The 18,193-nt window shown below is 70.8% G+C and carries 18 protein-coding genes; 6 read left to right on the forward strand and 12 right to left on the reverse strand.

What is annotated here, in order from left to right; all coding sequences use genetic code 11:
• Window positions 1–140 precede the first annotated feature (140 nt).
• Window positions 141–1,481, forward strand: coding sequence for a M14 family metallopeptidase (locus OG293_RS12160; RefSeq protein WP_405998815.1), 1,341 nt, complete (start codon window positions 141–143; stop codon window positions 1,479–1,481).
• Between the two features lie 116 nt (window positions 1,482–1,597).
• On the opposite strand, the gene OG293_RS12165 is transcribed toward OG293_RS12160, so the two are convergent.
• The 4 genes from OG293_RS12165 to OG293_RS12180 all read right to left on the reverse strand — a co-directional run bounded on the left by OG293_RS12165 (window position 1,598) and on the right by OG293_RS12180 (window position 5,451).
• Window positions 1,598–3,070 carry a GntP family permease gene (locus OG293_RS12165; RefSeq protein ID WP_405998816.1) on the reverse strand — a complete coding sequence of 491 codons (1,473 nt, stop codon included), beginning with the start codon at window positions 3,068–3,070 and terminating at the stop codon, window positions 1,598–1,600.
• A 100-nt stretch (window positions 3,071–3,170) separates the two neighbouring features.
• Window positions 3,171–3,581, reverse strand: coding sequence for a RidA family protein (locus OG293_RS12170; RefSeq protein WP_405998817.1), 411 nt, complete (start codon window positions 3,579–3,581; stop codon window positions 3,171–3,173).
• Window positions 3,578–4,339, reverse strand: a complete 762-nt coding sequence (locus tag OG293_RS12175) for an IclR family transcriptional regulator (protein ID WP_405998818.1) — start codon at window positions 4,337–4,339, stop codon at window positions 3,578–3,580. The genes OG293_RS12170 and OG293_RS12175 overlap by 4 nt, the downstream gene beginning before the upstream one ends.
• Window positions 4,336–5,451, reverse strand: a complete 1,116-nt coding sequence (locus OG293_RS12180; protein WP_405998819.1) for a sugar kinase — start codon at window positions 5,449–5,451, stop codon at window positions 4,336–4,338. Before OG293_RS12180 ends, OG293_RS12175 begins: the two co-directional genes overlap by 4 nt.
• Window positions 5,452–5,596: 145 nt before the next feature.
• Between OG293_RS12180 and OG293_RS12185 the strand changes: the two genes are divergently transcribed.
• Entirely contained in the window at window positions 5,597–6,877 is a 1,281-nt protein-coding gene (locus OG293_RS12185; protein WP_405998820.1) for an amino acid deaminase, read from the forward strand.
• 11 nt (window positions 6,878–6,888) lie between these two features.
• Entirely contained in the window at window positions 6,889–8,493 is a 1,605-nt protein-coding gene (locus tag OG293_RS12190) for an amidohydrolase family protein (protein ID WP_405998821.1), read from the forward strand.
• A gap of 10 nt (window positions 8,494–8,503) precedes the next feature.
• On the opposite strand, the gene OG293_RS12195 is transcribed toward OG293_RS12190, so the two are convergent.
• Both OG293_RS12195 and OG293_RS12200 read right to left on the reverse strand, forming a co-directional pair.
• The gene (locus OG293_RS12195) at window positions 8,504–9,133 is read right to left on the reverse strand and encodes an alpha-ketoglutarate-dependent dioxygenase AlkB (RefSeq protein ID WP_405998822.1); all 630 of its coding nucleotides are present in this window, start codon (window positions 9,131–9,133) and stop codon (window positions 8,504–8,506) included.
• A gap of 131 nt (window positions 9,134–9,264) precedes the next feature.
• Window positions 9,265–10,140 (reverse strand): serine protease, encoded by an 876-nt coding sequence (locus tag OG293_RS12200; protein ID WP_405998823.1) that lies wholly within the window; start codon window positions 10,138–10,140, stop codon window positions 9,265–9,267.
• A 233-nt stretch (window positions 10,141–10,373) separates the two neighbouring features.
• Here OG293_RS12200 and OG293_RS12205 point away from each other — a divergent pair, with 233 nt between their 5' ends.
• Window positions 10,374–10,637, forward strand: a complete 264-nt coding sequence (locus OG293_RS12205; protein WP_405998824.1) for a chaplin — start codon at window positions 10,374–10,376, stop codon at window positions 10,635–10,637.
• Window positions 10,638–10,727: 90 nt separating this feature from the next.
• Here OG293_RS12205 and OG293_RS12210 read toward each other — a convergent pair whose 3' ends face one another.
• Complete coding sequence (locus OG293_RS12210) at window positions 10,728–11,588, reverse strand: tyrosinase family protein (protein WP_405998825.1); 861 nt, start codon at window positions 11,586–11,588, stop codon at window positions 10,728–10,730.
• A 37-nt stretch (window positions 11,589–11,625) separates the two neighbouring features.
• On the reverse strand, window positions 11,626–12,108 hold the full coding sequence (locus tag OG293_RS12215; protein WP_405998826.1) for a tyrosinase family oxidase copper chaperone: 483 nt from the start codon (window positions 12,106–12,108) through the stop codon (window positions 11,626–11,628).
• Between the two features lie 394 nt (window positions 12,109–12,502).
• Between OG293_RS12215 and OG293_RS12220 the strand changes: the two genes are divergently transcribed.
• The gene (locus OG293_RS12220) at window positions 12,503–13,750 is read left to right on the forward strand and encodes a cytochrome P450 (protein ID WP_406003571.1); all 1,248 of its coding nucleotides are present in this window, start codon (window positions 12,503–12,505) and stop codon (window positions 13,748–13,750) included.
• Between the two features lie 43 nt (window positions 13,751–13,793).
• Here the strand turns inward: OG293_RS12220 and OG293_RS12225 are convergent, their stop codons facing one another.
• Window positions 13,794–14,291 (reverse strand): DUF5949 family protein, encoded by a 498-nt coding sequence (locus OG293_RS12225; protein WP_405998827.1) that lies wholly within the window; start codon window positions 14,289–14,291, stop codon window positions 13,794–13,796.
• A 110-nt stretch (window positions 14,292–14,401) separates the two neighbouring features.
• Window positions 14,402–14,995 carry a DUF4352 domain-containing protein gene (locus tag OG293_RS12230; protein WP_405998828.1) on the reverse strand — a complete coding sequence of 198 codons (594 nt, stop codon included), beginning with the start codon at window positions 14,993–14,995 and terminating at the stop codon, window positions 14,402–14,404.
• Between the two features lie 184 nt (window positions 14,996–15,179).
• On the opposite strand from OG293_RS12230, the gene OG293_RS12235 reads away from it, so the two are divergent.
• The gene (locus OG293_RS12235) at window positions 15,180–15,446 is read left to right on the forward strand and encodes a hypothetical protein (RefSeq protein ID WP_405998829.1); all 267 of its coding nucleotides are present in this window, start codon (window positions 15,180–15,182) and stop codon (window positions 15,444–15,446) included.
• A 15-nt stretch (window positions 15,447–15,461) separates the two neighbouring features.
• Here OG293_RS12235 and OG293_RS12240 read toward each other — a convergent pair whose 3' ends face one another.
• Both OG293_RS12240 and OG293_RS12245 read right to left on the reverse strand, forming a co-directional pair.
• The gene (locus OG293_RS12240) at window positions 15,462–16,739 is read right to left on the reverse strand and encodes an NAD(P)-binding domain-containing protein (protein WP_405998830.1); all 1,278 of its coding nucleotides are present in this window, start codon (window positions 16,737–16,739) and stop codon (window positions 15,462–15,464) included.
• 23 nt (window positions 16,740–16,762) lie between these two features.
• Window positions 16,763–18,073, reverse strand: a complete 1,311-nt coding sequence (locus tag OG293_RS12245; RefSeq protein ID WP_405998831.1) for an ATP-grasp domain-containing protein — start codon at window positions 18,071–18,073, stop codon at window positions 16,763–16,765.
• Window positions 18,074–18,193 lie beyond the last annotated feature (120 nt).

The raw sequence follows: 18,193 nt of genomic DNA on the forward strand, positions 1-18,193 counted from the left end.
CCACGGCGCAGCTGCCGATAAGTCCCAGGTCGGCAGGGGTGGCCGAAGGTAGCCCCTTGACCGGATCATGCCATTGCCGCACGATGTGGCCCAATGCGTCGCACTGGCGACCCCCCACATTCCCCACCCCAGGAGACAGCATGCGACATCGCATCCGCGGCAGAGGCAGGAGGGCCGCCGCACTCGCGGCCCTGCTGGCGCTCGCCGTAGCGGCCCCGATCACCGCCAAGGCCACAACCCCGGAACGGACCGCCCCCACCGCGTCCGACGAGGAGCAGATCCGGCAGTACGAGATCAAGGGCCCGGCCGACGCCGCCGCCCGCACGGCCCTCGCGGCCACCGGCGTCTCCATCGACGAGGTGGACGCACGCTCGGTCGTCGTCAGCGCCAACGGCGCCCAGGCCAAGCAGCTGCGTGCACGCGGCTACACCCTGAAGGCGCTCCCGGCGCCGCCTGAGAGGGCCAAGGCGGGCGTGGCCGCCACGTCGTCCGACTTCCCGTCAGCCGACGCCCGCTACCACAACTACGCCGAGATGAACGCCGAGATCGACCAGCGCATCGCTCAGCATCCGAGCATCATGAGCAAGCGGGTCATCGGCAAGAGCCACCAGGGCCGGGACATCATCGCCGTCAAGGTCAGCGACAACGTCGCGAAGGACGAGAACGAGCCCGAGGTGCTCTTCACCCATCACCAGCACGCGCGCGAGCACCTCACCGTCGAGATGGCGCTGTATCTGCTGCGCGAGCTCGGCGAGGACTACGGAACCGACTCACGGATCACCAAAGCCGTGAACGGGCGCGAGATCTGGATCGTCCCCGACCTCAACCCGGACGGCGGCGAGTACGACATCGCGACCGGCTCCTACCGCAACTGGCGCAAGAACCGTCAGCCCAACACCGGATCGTCGAACGTCGGCACCGATACCAACCGCAACTGGAACTTCAAGTGGGGCTGCTGCAACGGCTCCTCGGGTTCCACCAGTTCCGAGACCTACCGCGGCAAGACCGCCGAGTCGGCGCCCGAGGTGAAGGTCGTCGCCGACTTCACCCGCAGCCGGGTCGTCGGCGGGAAGCAGCAGATCAAGGCGGGCATCGACTTCCACACGTACAGCGAACTGGTGCTCTGGCCGTACGGCTACACCAACGCCGACACCGCACCCGGCATGACCAAGGACGACCACGACGTCTTCGCGGCGGTCGGCAGGAAGATGGCCGCGAGCAACGGCTACACCCCCGAGCAGGCGAGCGACCTGTACGTCACCGACGGGTCGATCGACGACTGGCTGTGGGGGAATCAGAAGATCTTCTCGTACACCTTCGAGATGTATCCGACGGGCTTCGGCGGCGGCGGCTTCTATCCTCCCGACGAGGTCATCGAGCGCGAGACGAGCCGCAACCGGGACGCGGTGCTGCAACTGGTCGAGAACGCGGACTGCATGTACCGATCGATCGGCAAGGAGGCGCAGTACTGCACCGGCTGAGCCGGACCGCACGCGCAGGCGCCCCGGGACGGCTGTCCCGGGGCGCCCTGCGTACGGTCCGGGGGGGAACCAGGGCCATCGCCTGCGGGCCGGACCGCGGACGCTCCCAAGGGCCCTTACACGAGCAGGCTGATCGACGCGGCGACCGCGAAGCCCGCCACCGAGAGCACCGACTCCAGGACCGTCCACGACTTGAGCGTGTCGCGCTCGGAGATGCCGAAGTACTTGGCGACGATCCAGAACCCGCCGTCGTTGACGTGCGAGGCGAAGATGGAACCGGCCGAGATCGCCATGATGACCAGCGCCAGGAAAGCCTGGGAGTGGCCGCCGTTCTCGACCAGCGGCAGCACGATGCCCGCCGTCGTGACGATCGCCACCGTCGCCGAGCCCTGCGCCACGCGCAGCACCAGCGAGATCAGATAGGCGAGGCCGATGACCGGCAGACCGACATCGTTGAAGGTGTCGGAGAGCGCCTGGGCCACACCGCTCGCTTTGAGGACGGCGCCGAAGATGCCGCCGGCGCCGACGACGAGCAGGATGTTGCCGACCGGCTTCAGGGACGAGGTCGACACCTGCTCAAGGGACTTGCGGGACCAGCCGCGGCGGATGCCGAGCAGGTAGTACGCCATGAGCAGCGCGATCGTCAGGGCGACGAAGGGGCTGCCGAAGAACTCGACGACCGAGCGCGGGGTGGAGGGGTCCAGCGCGATGGAGGAGAACGTCGCGGCGAGGATGAGGACCAGCGGGGTTCCGATGATGAGGAGGACCGTGGCCGCCGAGACCGGCCGCTCCTGCGGGCCGTGGCCCTGCGCGGTCCGCTCGGCGGCGACGGCGGCCCTGGCGTCCTCGGCGGCCTCCACCATGTCCTGCGGGACCTCGACGAACAGCCGTTTGCCGATCCATGCCGCGTAGCCCCAGGCGGCGAGGACCGCGGGGAGGCCGACGACGATGCCCATCAGGATGACCCAGCCCAGCGAGACATGGAGCAGGCCTGCGGCGGCAACCGGGCCGGGGTGCGGCGGCAGGAAGGCGTGGGTCATGGACAGACCGGCCAGCAGGGGCATCGCGTAGAGGATGACCGACTTGCCCGAGCGCTTGGCGGCGGCGTACACGAGCGGCGCGAGGACGAAGATGCCGACGTCGAAGAAGACGGGGATGCCGAAGATCAGGCCGGTGAGGCCCATGGCGAGCGGGGCGCGCCGCTCGCCGAAGAGGGCGAGCAGACGGGAGCTCAGCACCTCGGCTCCGCCGGACACTTCGAGGATCGCGCCGAGCATGGTGCCGAGGCCGATGATGATCGCCACATGGCCGAGGATGCCGCCCATGCCCTGCTCGACGACCGAGACGGCGGCGGACTTCTGGACGGTGCCGAAGAGTTCGGTGACGGAGAGACCGGCCGCGAGGCCGACGGCCAGGGAAACGGCGAGCAGCGCGACGAACGGCTGGAGCCTGACCTTGATGATGAGGAAGAGAAGAAGCGCTATGCCGAGGGCGGCGACGGTCAGCAGACCGGCGGTGCCGTCGATGAGGAGGAGCAGCCCACCGGTGTGCGGCGTGGGTGGTGGGGGCGCGTCAGCGGCTATGAGCATGGGGATTCTTCCTGTTTCGGGCAAGGGGGGACCGCGGGACGGCGCCCGGGGAAGTGGCGCCGTCCCGTGGAGCGGGGGGTGATTCAAGGCCGGAGCAGGGTCAGCCGAGGACGGCCAGGGCGTCGATTTCGATGAGCAGGCCGGCGGGCAGGCCCACGTACACCGTCGTACGGGCCGACGCGGGCTCCTTGAGGCCCTGCTCGTCGAAGTACGCGTTGTAGATCTCGTTCATCTCCGCGAAGTGGCCGACGTCGGTGAGGTAGACGCGGGTCATCATCACGTCGTCCCAGCTCGCCCCGCCCGCTTCGAGGACCGCCTTGACGTTGGCGAGCGTCTGGAGGGTCTGTTCGCGCAGGGTGGGGCCGGCGGGGGCCGGCGGCTGCCCCTCGACGGCGGGCAGGAAGCCGACCTGCCCGGCGACCTGGAGGATGTTGCCCTTCCTCACCCCGTGGGAGAACTTCGCCGGCGGGGCGGTATGGGTGGCGGGGGTGATCGCGGTCTTGTCGCTCATCGGGTTTCCTTCGAGGGTGTGTTGCCGGAGTACTCCCGGGTGATGGCGTCGGCGGTGCGACGCACCAGCGGGAGCAGCGTGAGAAGTTCCTCGGCGGTGACGACGACATTCGGCGCGGAGACCGACATGGCGGCGACGACCCGGCCGTCCGCACCACGGATGGGCGCGCCCACGCAATTGATGGACTCCTCGTGGCCGCCGAGGTCGGTGGCCCATCCCTGTTCGCGTACGACGGCGAGTTCCTTGACGAAGGCGCCGGCGTTCGGGATCGAACGGGATGTGTACATGGGGTAGTCGAGCTTCTCGGCGAGGGCGCGCAGCTCGGTCTCGGGCAGGTCGGCGAGCAGCAGCTTCGCCACCGCGGCGACGGTGATCGCGACGGGCTTGCCGATCCGGGAGTACATCCGCACGGGGTAGCGGCTCTCGACCTTGTCGATGTAGAGGACCTCGCCCTCCTCGTACACGGCGAGGTGGACGGTGTGCCCGATCTGCTCGTTGAGGGCGACGAGGTGGGGGTGGGCGATCTCGCGCACGTCGAGGTTCTCGACGGCTTCCTGGGCGAGCGCGAAGAGCCGGGTGCCGAGGCGGTAGCGCTGGTCCTGCTGGCGGTAGACGAGCCCGTGCTCGTGGAGCGTGCGCAGCAGCCGCAGCGCGGTGGACTTGTGCACGCCGAGACGTTCGGCGACCTGCCCGAGGTCGGCGGGTCCCTGGGCGAGCAGCGGAAGGATGCTCAGCGCGCGGTCGACGGTCTGGCTCATGGGATACGTACCTCCTGCGGGTCCTGCGGGCCCTGCTCCGCGGCCGCGGTCCAGCCGGGGCCGAGTCGCAGTCTCCCCCAGGCGTGCGGGTCGAGTGCGGCCAACCGGTCGGCGTACGCGCGGGCGGGCGGCGCGGCGAGGTCGCCCGCGACGGTGAGCGCGGCGGCGGCCGACAGATGTCCGTGCCGCAGCCGGTCGTGGGGGCCAAGGCCGCGCAGGGTGGCGGAGAGGAAGCCGGCGGCGAAGGCGTCACCGGCGCCGACGGGGGCGACGACGTCGACGCGGAGCGCGGGCACGGAGATGACGGCGTCCGGTCCGCTCCCGGGTGCGGCACCTGCCTGCCGTGCGTGGACCGTCGCGCCCGACGCGCCCCGCTTCACCACCAGCACGTCCGGCTCGGGAATCGCCTGGCGGATCGCGCGGTCGCCGTGCAGGCCCCAGGCGGCTTCCGCCTCGTCCTCGCCGACGAAGACGATGTCCGCGCCCCGGGCCAGGTCGAGCAGGACCCGGGGGCCTGCGGGCCCGCCGTCCGGCCACAGGCTCATGCGGTAGTTGACGTCGAAGGAGACGAGCGGGCGGCCGGGCCCCCGGGTCAGCAGGGAGCGCAGCAGGTCGAGGCAGTCCGCGGAGAGCGCGGCGGTGATCCCGGAGAGGTGCAGGATCCGGCCGGACCACACGTCGTCCTCGCGCAGCGTCGCGCGGGACATGGCGGAGGCGGCGGACCCGGTCCGGTAGTAGACGACCTCCGACCGGTCCGGGGCGTCGCCGGACCCGGGCCGGGCGCCGGACGTGGCCCGCTCTCCCGCCGTACGGAAGTAGATCCCGGTCGGCCGCCGCGGATCGCGCTGCACCGCCGCTGTGTCGACGCCGTACGCGGCGATGGCCGCGACAAGGTGCTCGCCGAAGCCGTCCGCGCCCACCCGGCCGACCCACTTGGCGCTGTGCCCGGACGCGGCGAGCGCGCACGCCACATTGGACTCGGCTCCGCCGATGCCCCGGACGAACGACGGCACGTCGGCGAGCCGCCCCGGAGCCATGGGCGCGAACGTGACCATGGACTCGCCGAGGCAGACGACGTCCACGGCTGCGGTTGCGGTCACGGTGGCGGTCACGGTCGCTCCTGCTCCTCACTGGACGGCCGCCGGGCACCATTGACCCGGCGTTGGCTCGGATGTTAGACAGCGCTGAGCGGAATACGCAATGGGCGTTGCAGGATACGCAACGCCCTCGTGGGGCACGGCAATTCGAGGAGGACCCATGGCAGGCGACAGCGCGGTCGGACGACTCGCCGACGAACCGGTCGACCACCGGTTCAAGGCACTGCCCCCGGACGCCGAGAGCGCGGGACTGACCGTCGGCGCCCTCGCGGCAGAGCGCCGCAACCTGTTCACCGGCGGCTTCACGACCCCTGTCCTCGCACTCTCCGCCGAGTCCGTCGAGCACAATCTCGCTCTGCTGGAGGTGTACTCCGAGCGCCACGGTCTCGCGTTCGCGCCACACGGCAAGACCTCGATGTCCCCCCAGCTCTTCGCCCGCCAGCTGGACCACGGCGCCTGGGGCATCACCGCCGCCGTCCCCCACCAGGCCCGCGTCTACCGCGCCTACGGCATCCAGCGGATCTTCCTCGCCAACGAGGTCGTCGACCCTGCCGCGCTGCGCTGGCTCGCCCAGGAGCTGGAGGCCGACCCCGACTTCCGCTTCATCTGCTACGTCGACTCCGTACGCGGCGTCGAGCTGATGGACGAGGCGCTGAGAGGCACGAGCCGGCCCCTGGACGTCGTCGTCGAACTGGGCGCCGGAGAGGGCGCCCGCACCGGCGCCCGTACGGAGGCCGACTGCGCCGCGGTCGCCGACGCCGTGGCCGCCACCGGCACGCTCCGCCTCGTCGGCGTGGCCGGTTACGAGGGCGAGGTCCCCGACGCCGACGGCGAGCGGGTACGCGCCTGGGTACGCCGCCTCACCGCGCTCGCCGCCGAGTTCGACAAGGCAGGCCGCTTCACCGCCGCCGAGGAGATCGTCGTCAGCGCGGGTGGCAGCGCCTGGTTCGACGCGGTCGCCGATGTCTTCGCCGGCATCCCCGCTCTCTCCCTCCCCGTGCTGAAACTGCTCCGCTCCGGCGCGTACGTCTCGCACGACGACGGCCACTACCGCCACCTCACCCCCTTCAACCGCATCCCCGACGAGGGCGTCCTCCAGCCCGCATTCCGCCTCTGGGCCCAGGTCGTCTCCCGCCCCACCCCCGAGCAGGCCTTCGTCAACGCGGGCAAGCGCGACGCCGCCCACGACCTCGACCTGCCCGAGGCCCAGGTCGTCCGCGACGCGCGTACCGGCGAGATCCGCCCCGCCGACGGCATCACCGTGAGCGGCCTGTCCGACCAGCACGGCTGGATCCGCACGGCGCCCGACGCCGACCTGGAGGTGGGCGACTGGGTCGGCATGGGCCTGTCCCACCCGTGCACCAGCTTCGACAAGTGGCAGCTGATCCCCCTCGTCGAGGCGGACGGCACGGTCACCGACTACATCCGCACCTTCTTCTGAGAGGCCCGGCCATGGACCTCGTCATCCGTGACGTGCGCGTCGTCGACGGCTCCGGCGGACCCTCCTACCGCGCCGACGTGGGCCTGGACGGCGGCCGTATCGCCGCCGTACGCCGGGAGGGCGACCCCGCCCTGTCCGCCCGGCGCACCCTGGACGGACACGGCCTCGCCCTCTCCCCCGGCTTCATCGACATGCATGCCCACAGCGACCTCGCCCTGCTGCGCGACCCCGCGCACGAGGCGAAGGCCGCGCAGGGCGTCACCCTCGAAGTCCTCGGCCAGGACGGCCTGTCGTACGCGCCCGTCGACGACGCGACCCTCGCCCAGGTCCGTACGTCCATCACCGGCTGGAACGGCGGTGCGCCCGGGGACACGTCCGTCGACTTCGACTGGCGCACGGTCGGCGAGTACCTGGACCGCCTGGACCGGGGCATCGCGGTCAACGCCGCCTACCTCGTCCCGCAGGGCACCGTCCGGATGTACGCGGTGGGCTGGGACGACCGCCCGGCCACGGACGCCGAACTCGGGCGGATGAGGCAGCTGGTCGCCGAGGGCCTCGAACAGGGCGCGGTCGGCATGTCCTCCGGGCTGACCTACACGCCCGGCATGTACGCGAACGGCGCCGAACTGACCGAGCTGTGCCGGGTGGTGGCCCGCTACAACGGCTACTACTGCCCGCACCACCGCTCGTACGGCGCCGGCGCCCTGGAGGCTTACGAGGAAATGGTCGCCCTGACCCGCGACGCCGGGTGCGCCCTCCACTTCGCGCACGCGACGATGAACTTCGGCGTGAACAAGGGCAGGGCACCCGAACTGCTCGCCCTGCTCGACAAGGCCCTCGACGCCGGAGCGGACATCAGCCTCGACACCTACCCGTACACCCCGGGCTGCACCACGCTCGTCGCGATGCTGCCGAGCTGGGCGGGCGAGGGCGGCCCCGAGGCGGTCCTCGCCCGCCTGAGGGACCGGGAGAGCGCCGGGAGGATCCGCCACGACCTGGAGGAGACGGGATCCGACGGCTGCCACGGCGTGCCCATCGACTGGGACACCATCGAGATCTCGGGGGTGAGCGCCCAGGGGCTCACGAGCTGCGTCGGCATGACGGTCCGGGGCCTGGCCGGCGAGCGCGGTGAGGCTCCCTGGGAAACCGCCCGCCGGCTGCTGATCGCGGACCGCCTCGGCACGACGATCCTCCAGCACGTCGGCCACGAGGAGAACGTCCGGCAGATCATGCGCCACCGGGTCCACACCGGCGGCAGCGACGGCATTCTCCAGGGCATCAAGCCGCATCCGCGGGCGTACGGCACGTTCCCCCACTACCTCGGCCGTTACGCGCGCGAGCTGGGCATCCTCAGCCTGGAGGAGATGGTCGCCCATCTCACCTCCGGCCCGGCCGCCCGGCTGCGGCTGCCGGACCGCGGCCTGGTCCGCGAGGGATACCGCGCGGACCTGGTGCTCTTCGACCCGGACACGGTCGCGGCGGGCTCCACCTTCGAGGCCCCCCGCACCCTGCCGGTCGGCATCCCCCATGTGCTGATCGACGGCAGGTTCGTGATCGAGGACGGCCGGCGCACGGATGTGCTCGCGGGCCGTTCGGTGCGCCGCACGCCTGGCTGACGGGCCCGGTTCAGTTCACCCCGGGCGGCCGGAACTGGATGCTGATGCGCGGCCCCACGGAGCGCGCCGTCTTCGGGACGGCGTGCTCCCAGGTCCGCTGGCAGGAGCCGCCCATCACGATGAGGTCGCCGTGCCCGAGCGGGCGGCGCAGGGGGAGCCGGCCTCCGTTGCGCGGACGCAGCACGAGATCGCGTGGGGCGCCGACGGAGACGATGGCGATCATGGTGTCCTCGCGGGACCCGCGCCCGATGGTGTCCCCGTGCCAGGCGACGCTGTCCTTGCCGTCCCGGTAGTAGCAGAGCCCGGCCGTGGCGAACGCTTCGCCGAGCTCGGGGAGGTAGTGGGCGGACAGCGCGTCGCGGGCCTCGTCGAGGACGGGATGCGGGAGAAGATCGTCCGCGCGGTAGTGGGCGAGCAGTCGGGGCACGTCCACCACCTGCTCATACATCTGCCGCCGCTCCGCGCGCCATGGCACCGAGGAGAGCAGTTCCTCGAAGAGGGCGTCCGCACCGCCGAGCCAGCCGGGCAGCAGGTCGATCCATGCTCCGTCACCGAGCACGGTCCGCCGGACGCCCTTCAGCGGACCGAGACGTATCTCGTCGGTCTGGTCGAAGAGGGAACCCTGGAGGTGTGGTGCCATGCCTCCAGGGTACCTCGCTATTCGAACATACGAACGGTTTACCGGGCGGGCAGGAGCTTCCCGCCCCGATCGACGGCATCGACGACCGGGGCGAGCATGCCCCCCTTACCTTCCAGACGGCCCCGGAGGCGTTACGGCTTGGGCAGCGTGCAGCCCGCCCGGCCCAGGTCGATCTTGCTGTCCGGGCCGACGCACGGCACGATCCCGTAGGTCTCCTGGCCGTAGTTGATCCCCTGGCGGACGGTGACCCTGCCGTTCTCGTCGACCTCGCAGGGGTTGTTGTCCGTGCAGCGCTGGCCGTCCTCGTTGCCCGTGTTGTTGACGGCGACCACCGTGCCGGTCGCGTTGTCGATCACCGGCGAGCCCGAGGTGCCGCCGATCGTGTTGCAGCTGGAGGTGTAGCGGACCGAGTCCTTCCAGGTCCACTCCCCCTCCTTCAGGCGGTAGGCGAAGCCGTCGATGCTGCAGCTGTAGATCCGCTTCCAGTACCCGGACACGACCTTGATGGCGGCGCCCTGCACCGGGTGCGCGGCGTTCAGTTCGAGCGCCTTGATGCCGTAGCTGCTCTGTATCTGCGCATAGGTGCGGGTGAGTTGGTACAGCGAGACGTCGGTGTCCGTCATCGTCGCGTACGCGATCTTGCCGGCCCGCAGCGTCGCGACCCTGCTGCCCGCGGAGTTGAGCAGCGAGAAGCTGCGGCTGGACGGCTGATCGACGATGACCTCGCCCGCGGCCGGGAAGCCGCTCTCGATGCAGTGACCGTTGGAGAGTACGAGGGCGGGGTCGTCGGGCTCCGAGGCGGGCGTGCGCACGACCGAACCGGAGCAGTTGCTGAGCGCCACCGTGCCGGCGAAATCGACGGCCTTGACGGCGGGCGACGCCGCCGTCCGGAATGCGGTGGCTGTACCGGCAGGCGCCTGGTCCGCGGCGGCGACCGCGAACGCCGGCGCCGCCCCCGCCCCGAGGAGTGTCAGAGCGAGGAACGTGCCGACGAGAGGCTTCTTCATGTGGGGGTCCCCTCTTGCGACTTCTGTGACCGAAGGGTCTTCGGTTTGTCATGCGCATTGTTAGGGGATCCGGGTCGGCCGACAAGGGTCGGTTTCCGGTCAGGTGTGCGCCGGGCGCAGCTCCATGACGATGAGTTTGATTTTCATCCGTTACCGGCCCTGCGTTGAGGCGTTGAAGGAGCGTGAAGGCCGCAAGCCCTGCGGCCGGGCTCTCGTCTTGCAAGGAGAACTTGATGTCGCGTATCGCGAAGGCAGCCGCTGTCGTAGCCGGCACGGGCGCCATCCTGGCGGGTGGCGCCGGAATGGCCGCCGCTGACGCCGGAGCGCACGGTGTCGCCGCTCACTCTCCCGGCTTCCTGTCGGGCAACCTGGTCCAGGTCCCGGTCCACGTGCCGGTCAACGTCTGCGGCAACACCGTGAACGTCGCCGCGCTGCTCAACCCGACCTTCGGCAACCAGTGCGCGAACGCCTCGGAACACGGCGGCTACGGCGGCTGATCCCCATCGCAAACATCGCGGCCTCCCCCGAGCACCAAGGGGGAGGCCGCGGTCGTGTGCTGCCGGCGTATGGCGCCCGAACGCCGCGCGCTACGCGTAGCGGTAGAAGCGCCTGTGGTCCAGGAGCGACGCCGGCGTCACGTTCCACGGGGGCATCGGCTCGTCGAGACTGAAGACCCGTCCGTGCTGCGCATCGGACTCGGGCAGCTTCCTGCGCGGCAGATAGCCGGCGTCCGGATGCGCGCTCCGCCAGCGGGTCCAGAGCAGGTCCATGAACGCGTGATGCAGCCAGAACACCGGGTCGTTGGGCGAGGTGGCGCCCATCATCAGCCCGCCGACCCAGCGGTGGACGCGGTTGTGGTTGCGCCACCGGTCGTTGCCGCCCGCCTCCCAACCCTCGATCTCGTTGCGGAAGCCGGTCCGCACGGTGCTGTCCCAGGGAGCGGCGTCGTAGACCGGCCGGCGCAGCGCCCGGTCGACATCCGCCTTGGTCGGGAGCGAGACGGGATGGGAGGGGCGGCCGAAGTTGCGGGTGAGGAACGTCCCGTCGGTGATCCGGGCGTTGATCTTCCAGTTCCCGTTGGCGTAGGCGAAGGGTCCCGTCATCACCTGCCGGTCGCCGCTCCTGCCGTTGCCGCCGAGGAAGTCCTCCGCCCACAGCGACGACGCGGGGGTGTTGTCCGTCGTCCAGTCCCAGTACGGAATCGACACCCCCGGGTCGACGGCCTGCAGCGCCCGTTCGAACTCCAGCAGGAACCGGCGGTGCCAGGGGAAGAACGACGGGGTCATATGAGCCGCCCGCCGGCCGTCCTCCGCGTCGGAGACGTAGTACTGGCCGTGCATCCTGACGAACTCGTCGTACCGTCCGGAGCGCTTCAGCTCCAGGAGCGCGGCAACCAGGCGCTTCTTCTCCGTACGGGTCAGGTTCCGCTGGTTCTTGCGGGTGTACACCGGTGCAGCCCCTCCCGGTTCGGACGCTGTGCCGTGTTCAGACGGTGTGCAGGGGAGTCATCGACAACTGCGCGGCGCCGAGCTCGTCGACGGCGGCACGGGCCACCTCGCGCAGCGTCGGAAACGACTCGTAGTGGTTGACCAGGCTCAGATAACTGCCGTCGGCGCGCCGCATCACATGCAGCGGCCGGCCGTCGATACGGACCTCGACGCTCGGCATCGCGACGGCGGCGGCCTGCCGTGCGCCGCCGGGGTCGGCGGGACTGCTCGCGGGCACCATGAACGTCTCCGAGCCCTGGATGTGCCGGCCGCGGTACATCTCGGTGAACTGCTCCAGCTCGGGCCCCTTCCCCGACGGCCGTCCGGCACGCGGCGCGGGTCCCGCCCTCCGGCCGAGGACCGGCGCGAGCACCCCGGCCGTACCGGCGATCACGCCGATGGTGAACGCCGCGCGCAGTGCGATGCGCCGGGTGACTCCTCCGCGCGGGCCCATCGCGCCGCGGTACGTGATCAGGCCCATGTCGTACGCCCTCCTATGAGTCCGCTTCTCGGCGTGGCCGTGCTTCGGAGGTGACAACGACACGGCGGCGAAAGGGTTCTTGCCGGGCGGCCGGGCGGCCGGGCTGCGGGCTTCCGGCCACCCGGATGCCCGGCCTCAGTGCACCAGGAGGTTGGCCGCCGGGGTGCCCCCGTACGTCCCTTCTGTGCGCAGGCTCTCTGCTGCCCCGCCCAACGAGCCGGATGGCTGAATCAGTGCAAAGTTCCCCTGTCCGCAGCAAGGGGATCTCGTCGTTGACCGCCCCCGGAAGGTGGGAATCGGCCGCCTTGCGGGTCGTGTTGACGCGCTTGCCGCCATGGAGTGGGCCAGCATGGCCAGCTCGGACTCCAGGAGGTTTGTGGCTATGAAGGTCCCGATGCAGTCACCGGCGGTGGCCCCGCCACTGGCGCAGGATGCCGATCTCGCCGATCTCGCCGATCCGTCGTTCTGGCAGCTGCCGCGCGCCGACCGTCTGGAGGCCTTCGCGCGCCTGCGGAGGCTGGACGCCCCCGCGTACTTCGGTGCCCCCGGGCGGGGGTTCTACGCGCTGGTCAGGCACGCCGACGTGACGGAGGCGAGCCGTGATCCGCGCCATTTCGCCAGTGCGCCCGGTGTGACCACGCCGGAGCCCGCCGCCTGGGCGAAGGCGGTGTTCGGCAATTCGATGGTCAACATGGACGGTGCGGAACACGCCCAGATGCGCAAGATCGTCTCGCGGGCGTTCACCCCGCGGCTGCTCGCAGCCGCCGAGGAGGACGTACGCGCGGTCGCCGCGCGCGTGGTGGACGAGATGCTCGACCGGCGGCCGGACGACTTCGTCGCCTCGGTGGCCTCGCGGATGCCGTTCGAGGTCATCTGCAATCTGATGGGCGTCCCCGAGAACCACCGCCGGGAGATTGCCGAACGGATCGATCAGGCATCCGAGAACGTGGGTGTGAAGCGCGGTCTGCGGATGCCGGGGCGCGGTCTGCGGGCGCTCGCCCATATGCAGCTGGTGATGGCGAAACTGGCCCGGGAGCGCCGCAGGCACCCGACCGGGGATCTTATTTCGGCCCTGGTGTGCGCGGACATCGACGGCCAGGCGCTCTCCTCGCGCCAACTCGGCGCGTTCTTCTCGCTGCTGCTGGTCGCCGGCGTGGAGACGACGCGCAATGCCATCGCCCATGGGCTCGCACTGCTGACCGAGCATCCGGACCAGCGAGATCTGCTGGTCCGCGATTTCGAGACGTACGCGGACGGCGCGGTGGACGAGATCGTCCGGCATTCGACGCCGATCATCCAGTTCCGTCGTACGGTCACGGCCGAACGCGCCCTCGGCGGGCGTACCTTCCGCCCCGGTCAGAAGGTAGTGCTCTTCTACGCCTCGGCCAACCGCGACGAAGCGGTCTTCAAGGACCCCGATGTCTTCGACATCACCCGCAGCCCGAATCCGCATCTCGGGTACGGCGGGGGCGGTCCCCACTACTGCCTGGGGTCTCATCTGGCGCTCCAGGAAATGAAGGCCCTCTTCCACGAACTGCTCACCAGGCCCCGGGACCTGCGCGCCGTGGGACTTCCCGAACTGGTCGACTCCAGTTTCGACAACCGGGTTCGTGCGCTGCGTTTCGCCTTCGAGACGCGCTGAGCCCGCCGTGAACCGGCGCCGACCAGGGATCCCGCTCGCCCGGTCAGCGGCGCAGTTGGTTCACGGGCAGCAGGGCGTGGGCGGCGCTGGTGAGCGTGGCCCCGTCGCCGAGGTAGTTCTGCAGGACCTCCTCGGTGACGGGGCGGCCCGGGGCCGCCTCGGGCCAGGGGCGGCTGGCGACCACGAAGTGCACGGCTCCGCGCTGCTCCACGGCTCGGAGCCACTCCGGCGGGGCGGGGCACTGGGCAACCAGTTGGGGCATGGTGAGGACGGCCTGGCCGGCCTCGACGAGCAGCCTGATCGGGGAGTTGGCACGGGTCAGGTCGTGCAGCAGGTCGCCCGGCGCGAGACCAAGCTCCTTGATCAGCGCCAGGGCCGCCTTTTCGCCCGCTTCGGCGCCCGCGCTGCCGTCGCCGAGCGAGTAGGCGATCAGATAGGGCGTGTCGTGGCCCTCGTCGGGATCCCCGGTCCAGGCGAGCGCCGAAAGGGTGCCCAGATGACTTCGCTCGACGGTGGTACTGGAATGGGAAGCAGTGGTCATGGCTCGGCACCCTAGTGCCCGGCCCAGGGTATGAATGTCACCCGTTCACCTGGATGGCGGTAGGGTCTTTCGTTTGGATCGGGCCGACCCGGCACGATCCAAACGAGACCTCAGAGATGCCAACTGCGGGACGAGGCTCCCACGGTGCAGTCGAGCCGTACGATCCGAGCATTGTCCGGAACTTCGAACACCAGCCAGCCCTGCATCTGTTCGCCCGCCGAAAGGGCTTTCGGTTTGAGTGGAGAGCCTGTGGTGATATCCCCTGCCGCGACGGCCCGATAGGCGGTTCCCCGGGAGTCGACGACCCGCGCCGTGGTGAGGGGCGAGGCGTACGCCCTCCCGCCCACATTGGCCAGGGACACATCGGCGCCCACCCAGCGTTTTCCGCGGTGCGGTCGCACAGTCGCCCGGGTACTGATGGCCGGATCCACAAAGCCGCGCAGCGAGATCTGAAGGTGCTCGCCGAAGGTCCGGCCGCCGAGATCAGCGGTGTCGCCGACCCACCCGACAGCCGCCCCGTGCTTCCGCGTTCCGTTCTTCGGCGTTCCGTCTCGTTCCGTCGCGCCGTCGCCATGCGCGTTCAGCGCCGTCGCGTCGACGCCCGCGGGCGATGTCCGTTTCTCGAGTTCGCCTTCGGAGCTCTGGCAGGCGGTGACGCCCATGAGAAGCACCGGCAGCAGCAACACGGACGCTACCTGTCGCATCGGTCCCCTTCCGCGGGCCGTTTTCCGTATCTTCACGGCCTCGCGGGCGAAATGCCCCCACTTGGCTTCGTGTCGCGCGCATGAATCTCAGCAATACGCGCGACCGGATCGAAAAACCGTTCCTGCCGTACCCCGTTGACGTACCGGGACAGTGACTCCACCCGCGGCTGCGCGTTGGCGTCTTATGGCAAGCACCACCGCGCCCGCTCGATGGCAGCGGGTCCAGTCGGTCTCCGGCCCGAATCCGACGAGTACGCCCGCCGGCTCCAGTCCCCTCTACGAACAGCTCCTGCGGGAGTGGGCGGCAGCCGGCCGTACGCTGCCCGGCAGGCCCGACGTGGAGTGGGCCCGCCTCTCCCACTATCCGCCGCAACCGGCGGGCGAGTCCGAGCTGCGCCCCGGTCCCCCGCCACCGCGCAGGGGCTGGCTCCACGACCGTCACCCCGCCTGACCCAGCGGACAACGATCACGGGCGGCCCGCGTCACTCCCGCTCCGCACCGCCGCGACCTGCCGCGGGGCACGGCTCAGGGGCGCGGAGCCGATCGCCCCGCCCCGCAGCCGCCTGCGCACTCCCGTGACCAGACGGGCGGCGGTATACGTCGCGCCGTGGACGAAACGCATGGACGGCCCGAAGGAGGGGGCGCTCAGCAGCCCGGCGAAGAACAGCCCCGGGTACGAGGACTCGAAGCCGGCGTTCAGCTCCGGCGCGCGGGTGCTTCCCACCGTCGTGATCGCGCGCCGCAGTCCGGCGTCGAGCAGCCGCAGCCGGTCCAGGTCCGGGGTGAACCCGGTCGCCGCCACGACATGGTCCGTCTCAATGGACGTCGGATGCCCGTCGGGTCCGCGCAGGCCGACCGTGACCCGGTCCCCGGCGAGCGTGGCGCTGTGCAGGCTGTGCCCGAGGAGGGCGGGCACCTGCTGCTCGTACCGCTGTCTGAGCCACCACGCGCCGGCGGGGCCGAGCGCCGTGCCCGCGATGTGTTCCCGCAGACCCGCGGGCAACTGGCGTACCGCCCAGGGGATTTCGGACCAGACCCAGCTGGTCCAGCCGGTGCCCAGTCCGCTGTGGGGGTTGCGGAGCGAGCGCCACGGCCCGCGCCGCAGGGGCTCGGGCACGGTGTTCCAGTTCAGTCGGCCGGTCCTGGCCACCAGGCGCGGGCGGGCCCCCTCCTCGGCGAGCAGAGTGGCCGTCTCCAGGGCCGCCTGGCCCGCGCCGACGACCAGGACCTCCTTGCCGCGGAAGCCGCTCAGGTCCCGGTGCCCGCTGCTGTGCGAGCAGTACGGGGCGGGCAGCGCGGCCAGCGGTTCGGGGATGTTCAGGAACGGCATCACGCCCACGGCGAGCACGACCGTCCGGGCGTGCACACTCTCGCCCTCCGCCGTCCCGACGCGGAATCCGCCCGCGGCGGGCGCGACCAGCGTGACGGTCCGCTCCTCGACGGGCGGGGCCGCGTGCTCGGCGAACCACAGGCCGTAGTCCGTGAACGTGCCGATCGGGAGCGGGCTGCCGTGCACGGCCTCGAAGCCGCGGACCGTGCCGAAGCGTCCGAGGGTATGGGTGCCTGCCGGGTCGGAGAGGTTGGAGGACCAGGGTTCCGACTTGAGGAACATGCCCTCGGGCATGTGGTCGCGCCAGGACGCCATGGTCCTGCCGAACACCCTGAGTCTCATCCCGGCCGCGGCGGCGTGTGCCGCGACGGACAGCCCGTACGGGCCCGCGCCGATCACTGCCAAGTCGTACATGGTTCGGTTCTCACTCCTTCGAATCAGGACAGGGATGTCCGGTCGGGCCGGGTTGCGGAGCCGTGCGTGGGGGCGGCGGCGTGCCGACGGGGCGTCAGTTCACGGGTCGTGGCCCGCGATGCGCGCAGCAGCCTGGTCAGCTGCCGTGCGCCCTCGACGAGGCCCCGCCCCAGCCAGGCCCGGGTCATGGCGAGAAAGGGCAGCATGTCGTCGCCCGCGAACCAGGCCGTCTCGACGCCGCCCTTCGTTGCGGTGGCCCCGGCCGCGCCCCGGCGGGCCGAGGCGACCGCGGAGAGCAGGGCGTAGTTCTCCGCGACGAAGACCCGCCCCGGCGAGCTGACAGGCTGCGGGACGCGCTGCCCGGTGAGATCGAGATAGAGGGCGCGTACGACATCGAGACCGCCCGGGTCGGTGAAGAGCCGGAACTGCGCGCCGGGACGGGGGTTGACGTCCAGCAGCTGATACGTGCCCCCGGTCTCCTCCCACCGGAAGTCGAGGTCGAGGATTCCGCGGTAGCCCACATGGGAGACCAGCCGCCGGGCGGCCTCCTCCACCTGGGCGTTGGGCTGCCAGCTGCCCATCGCGGTGAGTCCGGTGCGGGTCGGCCACGACAGCTCCTTGCGTCCCGACCCGGCGAGCAGACAGCGCGAGTCGCCCGAGAAGTAGCCGTGGAAGAACCAGTCGGTGCCGGGTCCGTCGGGCAGATAGCGCTGGAGCAGCAGACGGCTGCCGGCGAGTTCGCTGCGTTCGAAGAGCCGGCGGGCGTCCGCGGGCGACCGCACGAGCGTTGTGCTGCGCAGTCCCCCGGCGGTGCCGAGGAGCCAGGGCCGGCTCCACTTCGCCACCAGCGGCAACCCGAGCGTGCGCGCCGCGTCGGCTGCCTCGGCGGCGCTGTGCGGCACGACCGTACGGGGATGCGCGATCCCCGCCCGTGCGCACAGGCTCGCGAGTTCGGCCTTGTCCGCGAGCCGCCGCGGCAGCTCGGCGAGCTGTTCGGGGAAGACGTAACGGGACGCGAGCCGGGGTGCCTGTGCGGCGGTGTGGATGGCGCTGAGGTCGTCCATCGCGATCAGCACCGCGCGCCGGCCGATCCGTTCCGAGACCGTGAGCAGTGTCTCGACGAAGGCCTTCTCGCTCATCGCCCCCGGAGGTCTGAGGTGAGCCCGGTGCAGATAGCGGGAGCGGGCGACCGGGCTTTCGCCCGCCTCGACCACGGCGTGAACTTCCACTCCGGCACGGCCCAACGACCGTACGGCTCCCAGGGTGCCGTGGTGAAAGGGATTTCGGTCGAGTCGAAGCACAAGGGCGGGAACTCCGGCGTCGAACGGTGGCATGCGAATCTCATCTTTCACCTGGATGGTCCTGAATGACGCGTCAATCACGTCGCGAATGGCCTACTGACGGACTGTCAGACAGTTCACTAATAAGACTTTCTGCTTACTGTCGTGTACGAC

The sequence above is a fragment of the Streptomyces sp. NBC_00829 genome (genome assembly GCF_045161795.1).
Lineage (GTDB): Bacteria > Actinomycetota > Actinomycetes > Streptomycetales > Streptomycetaceae > Streptomyces.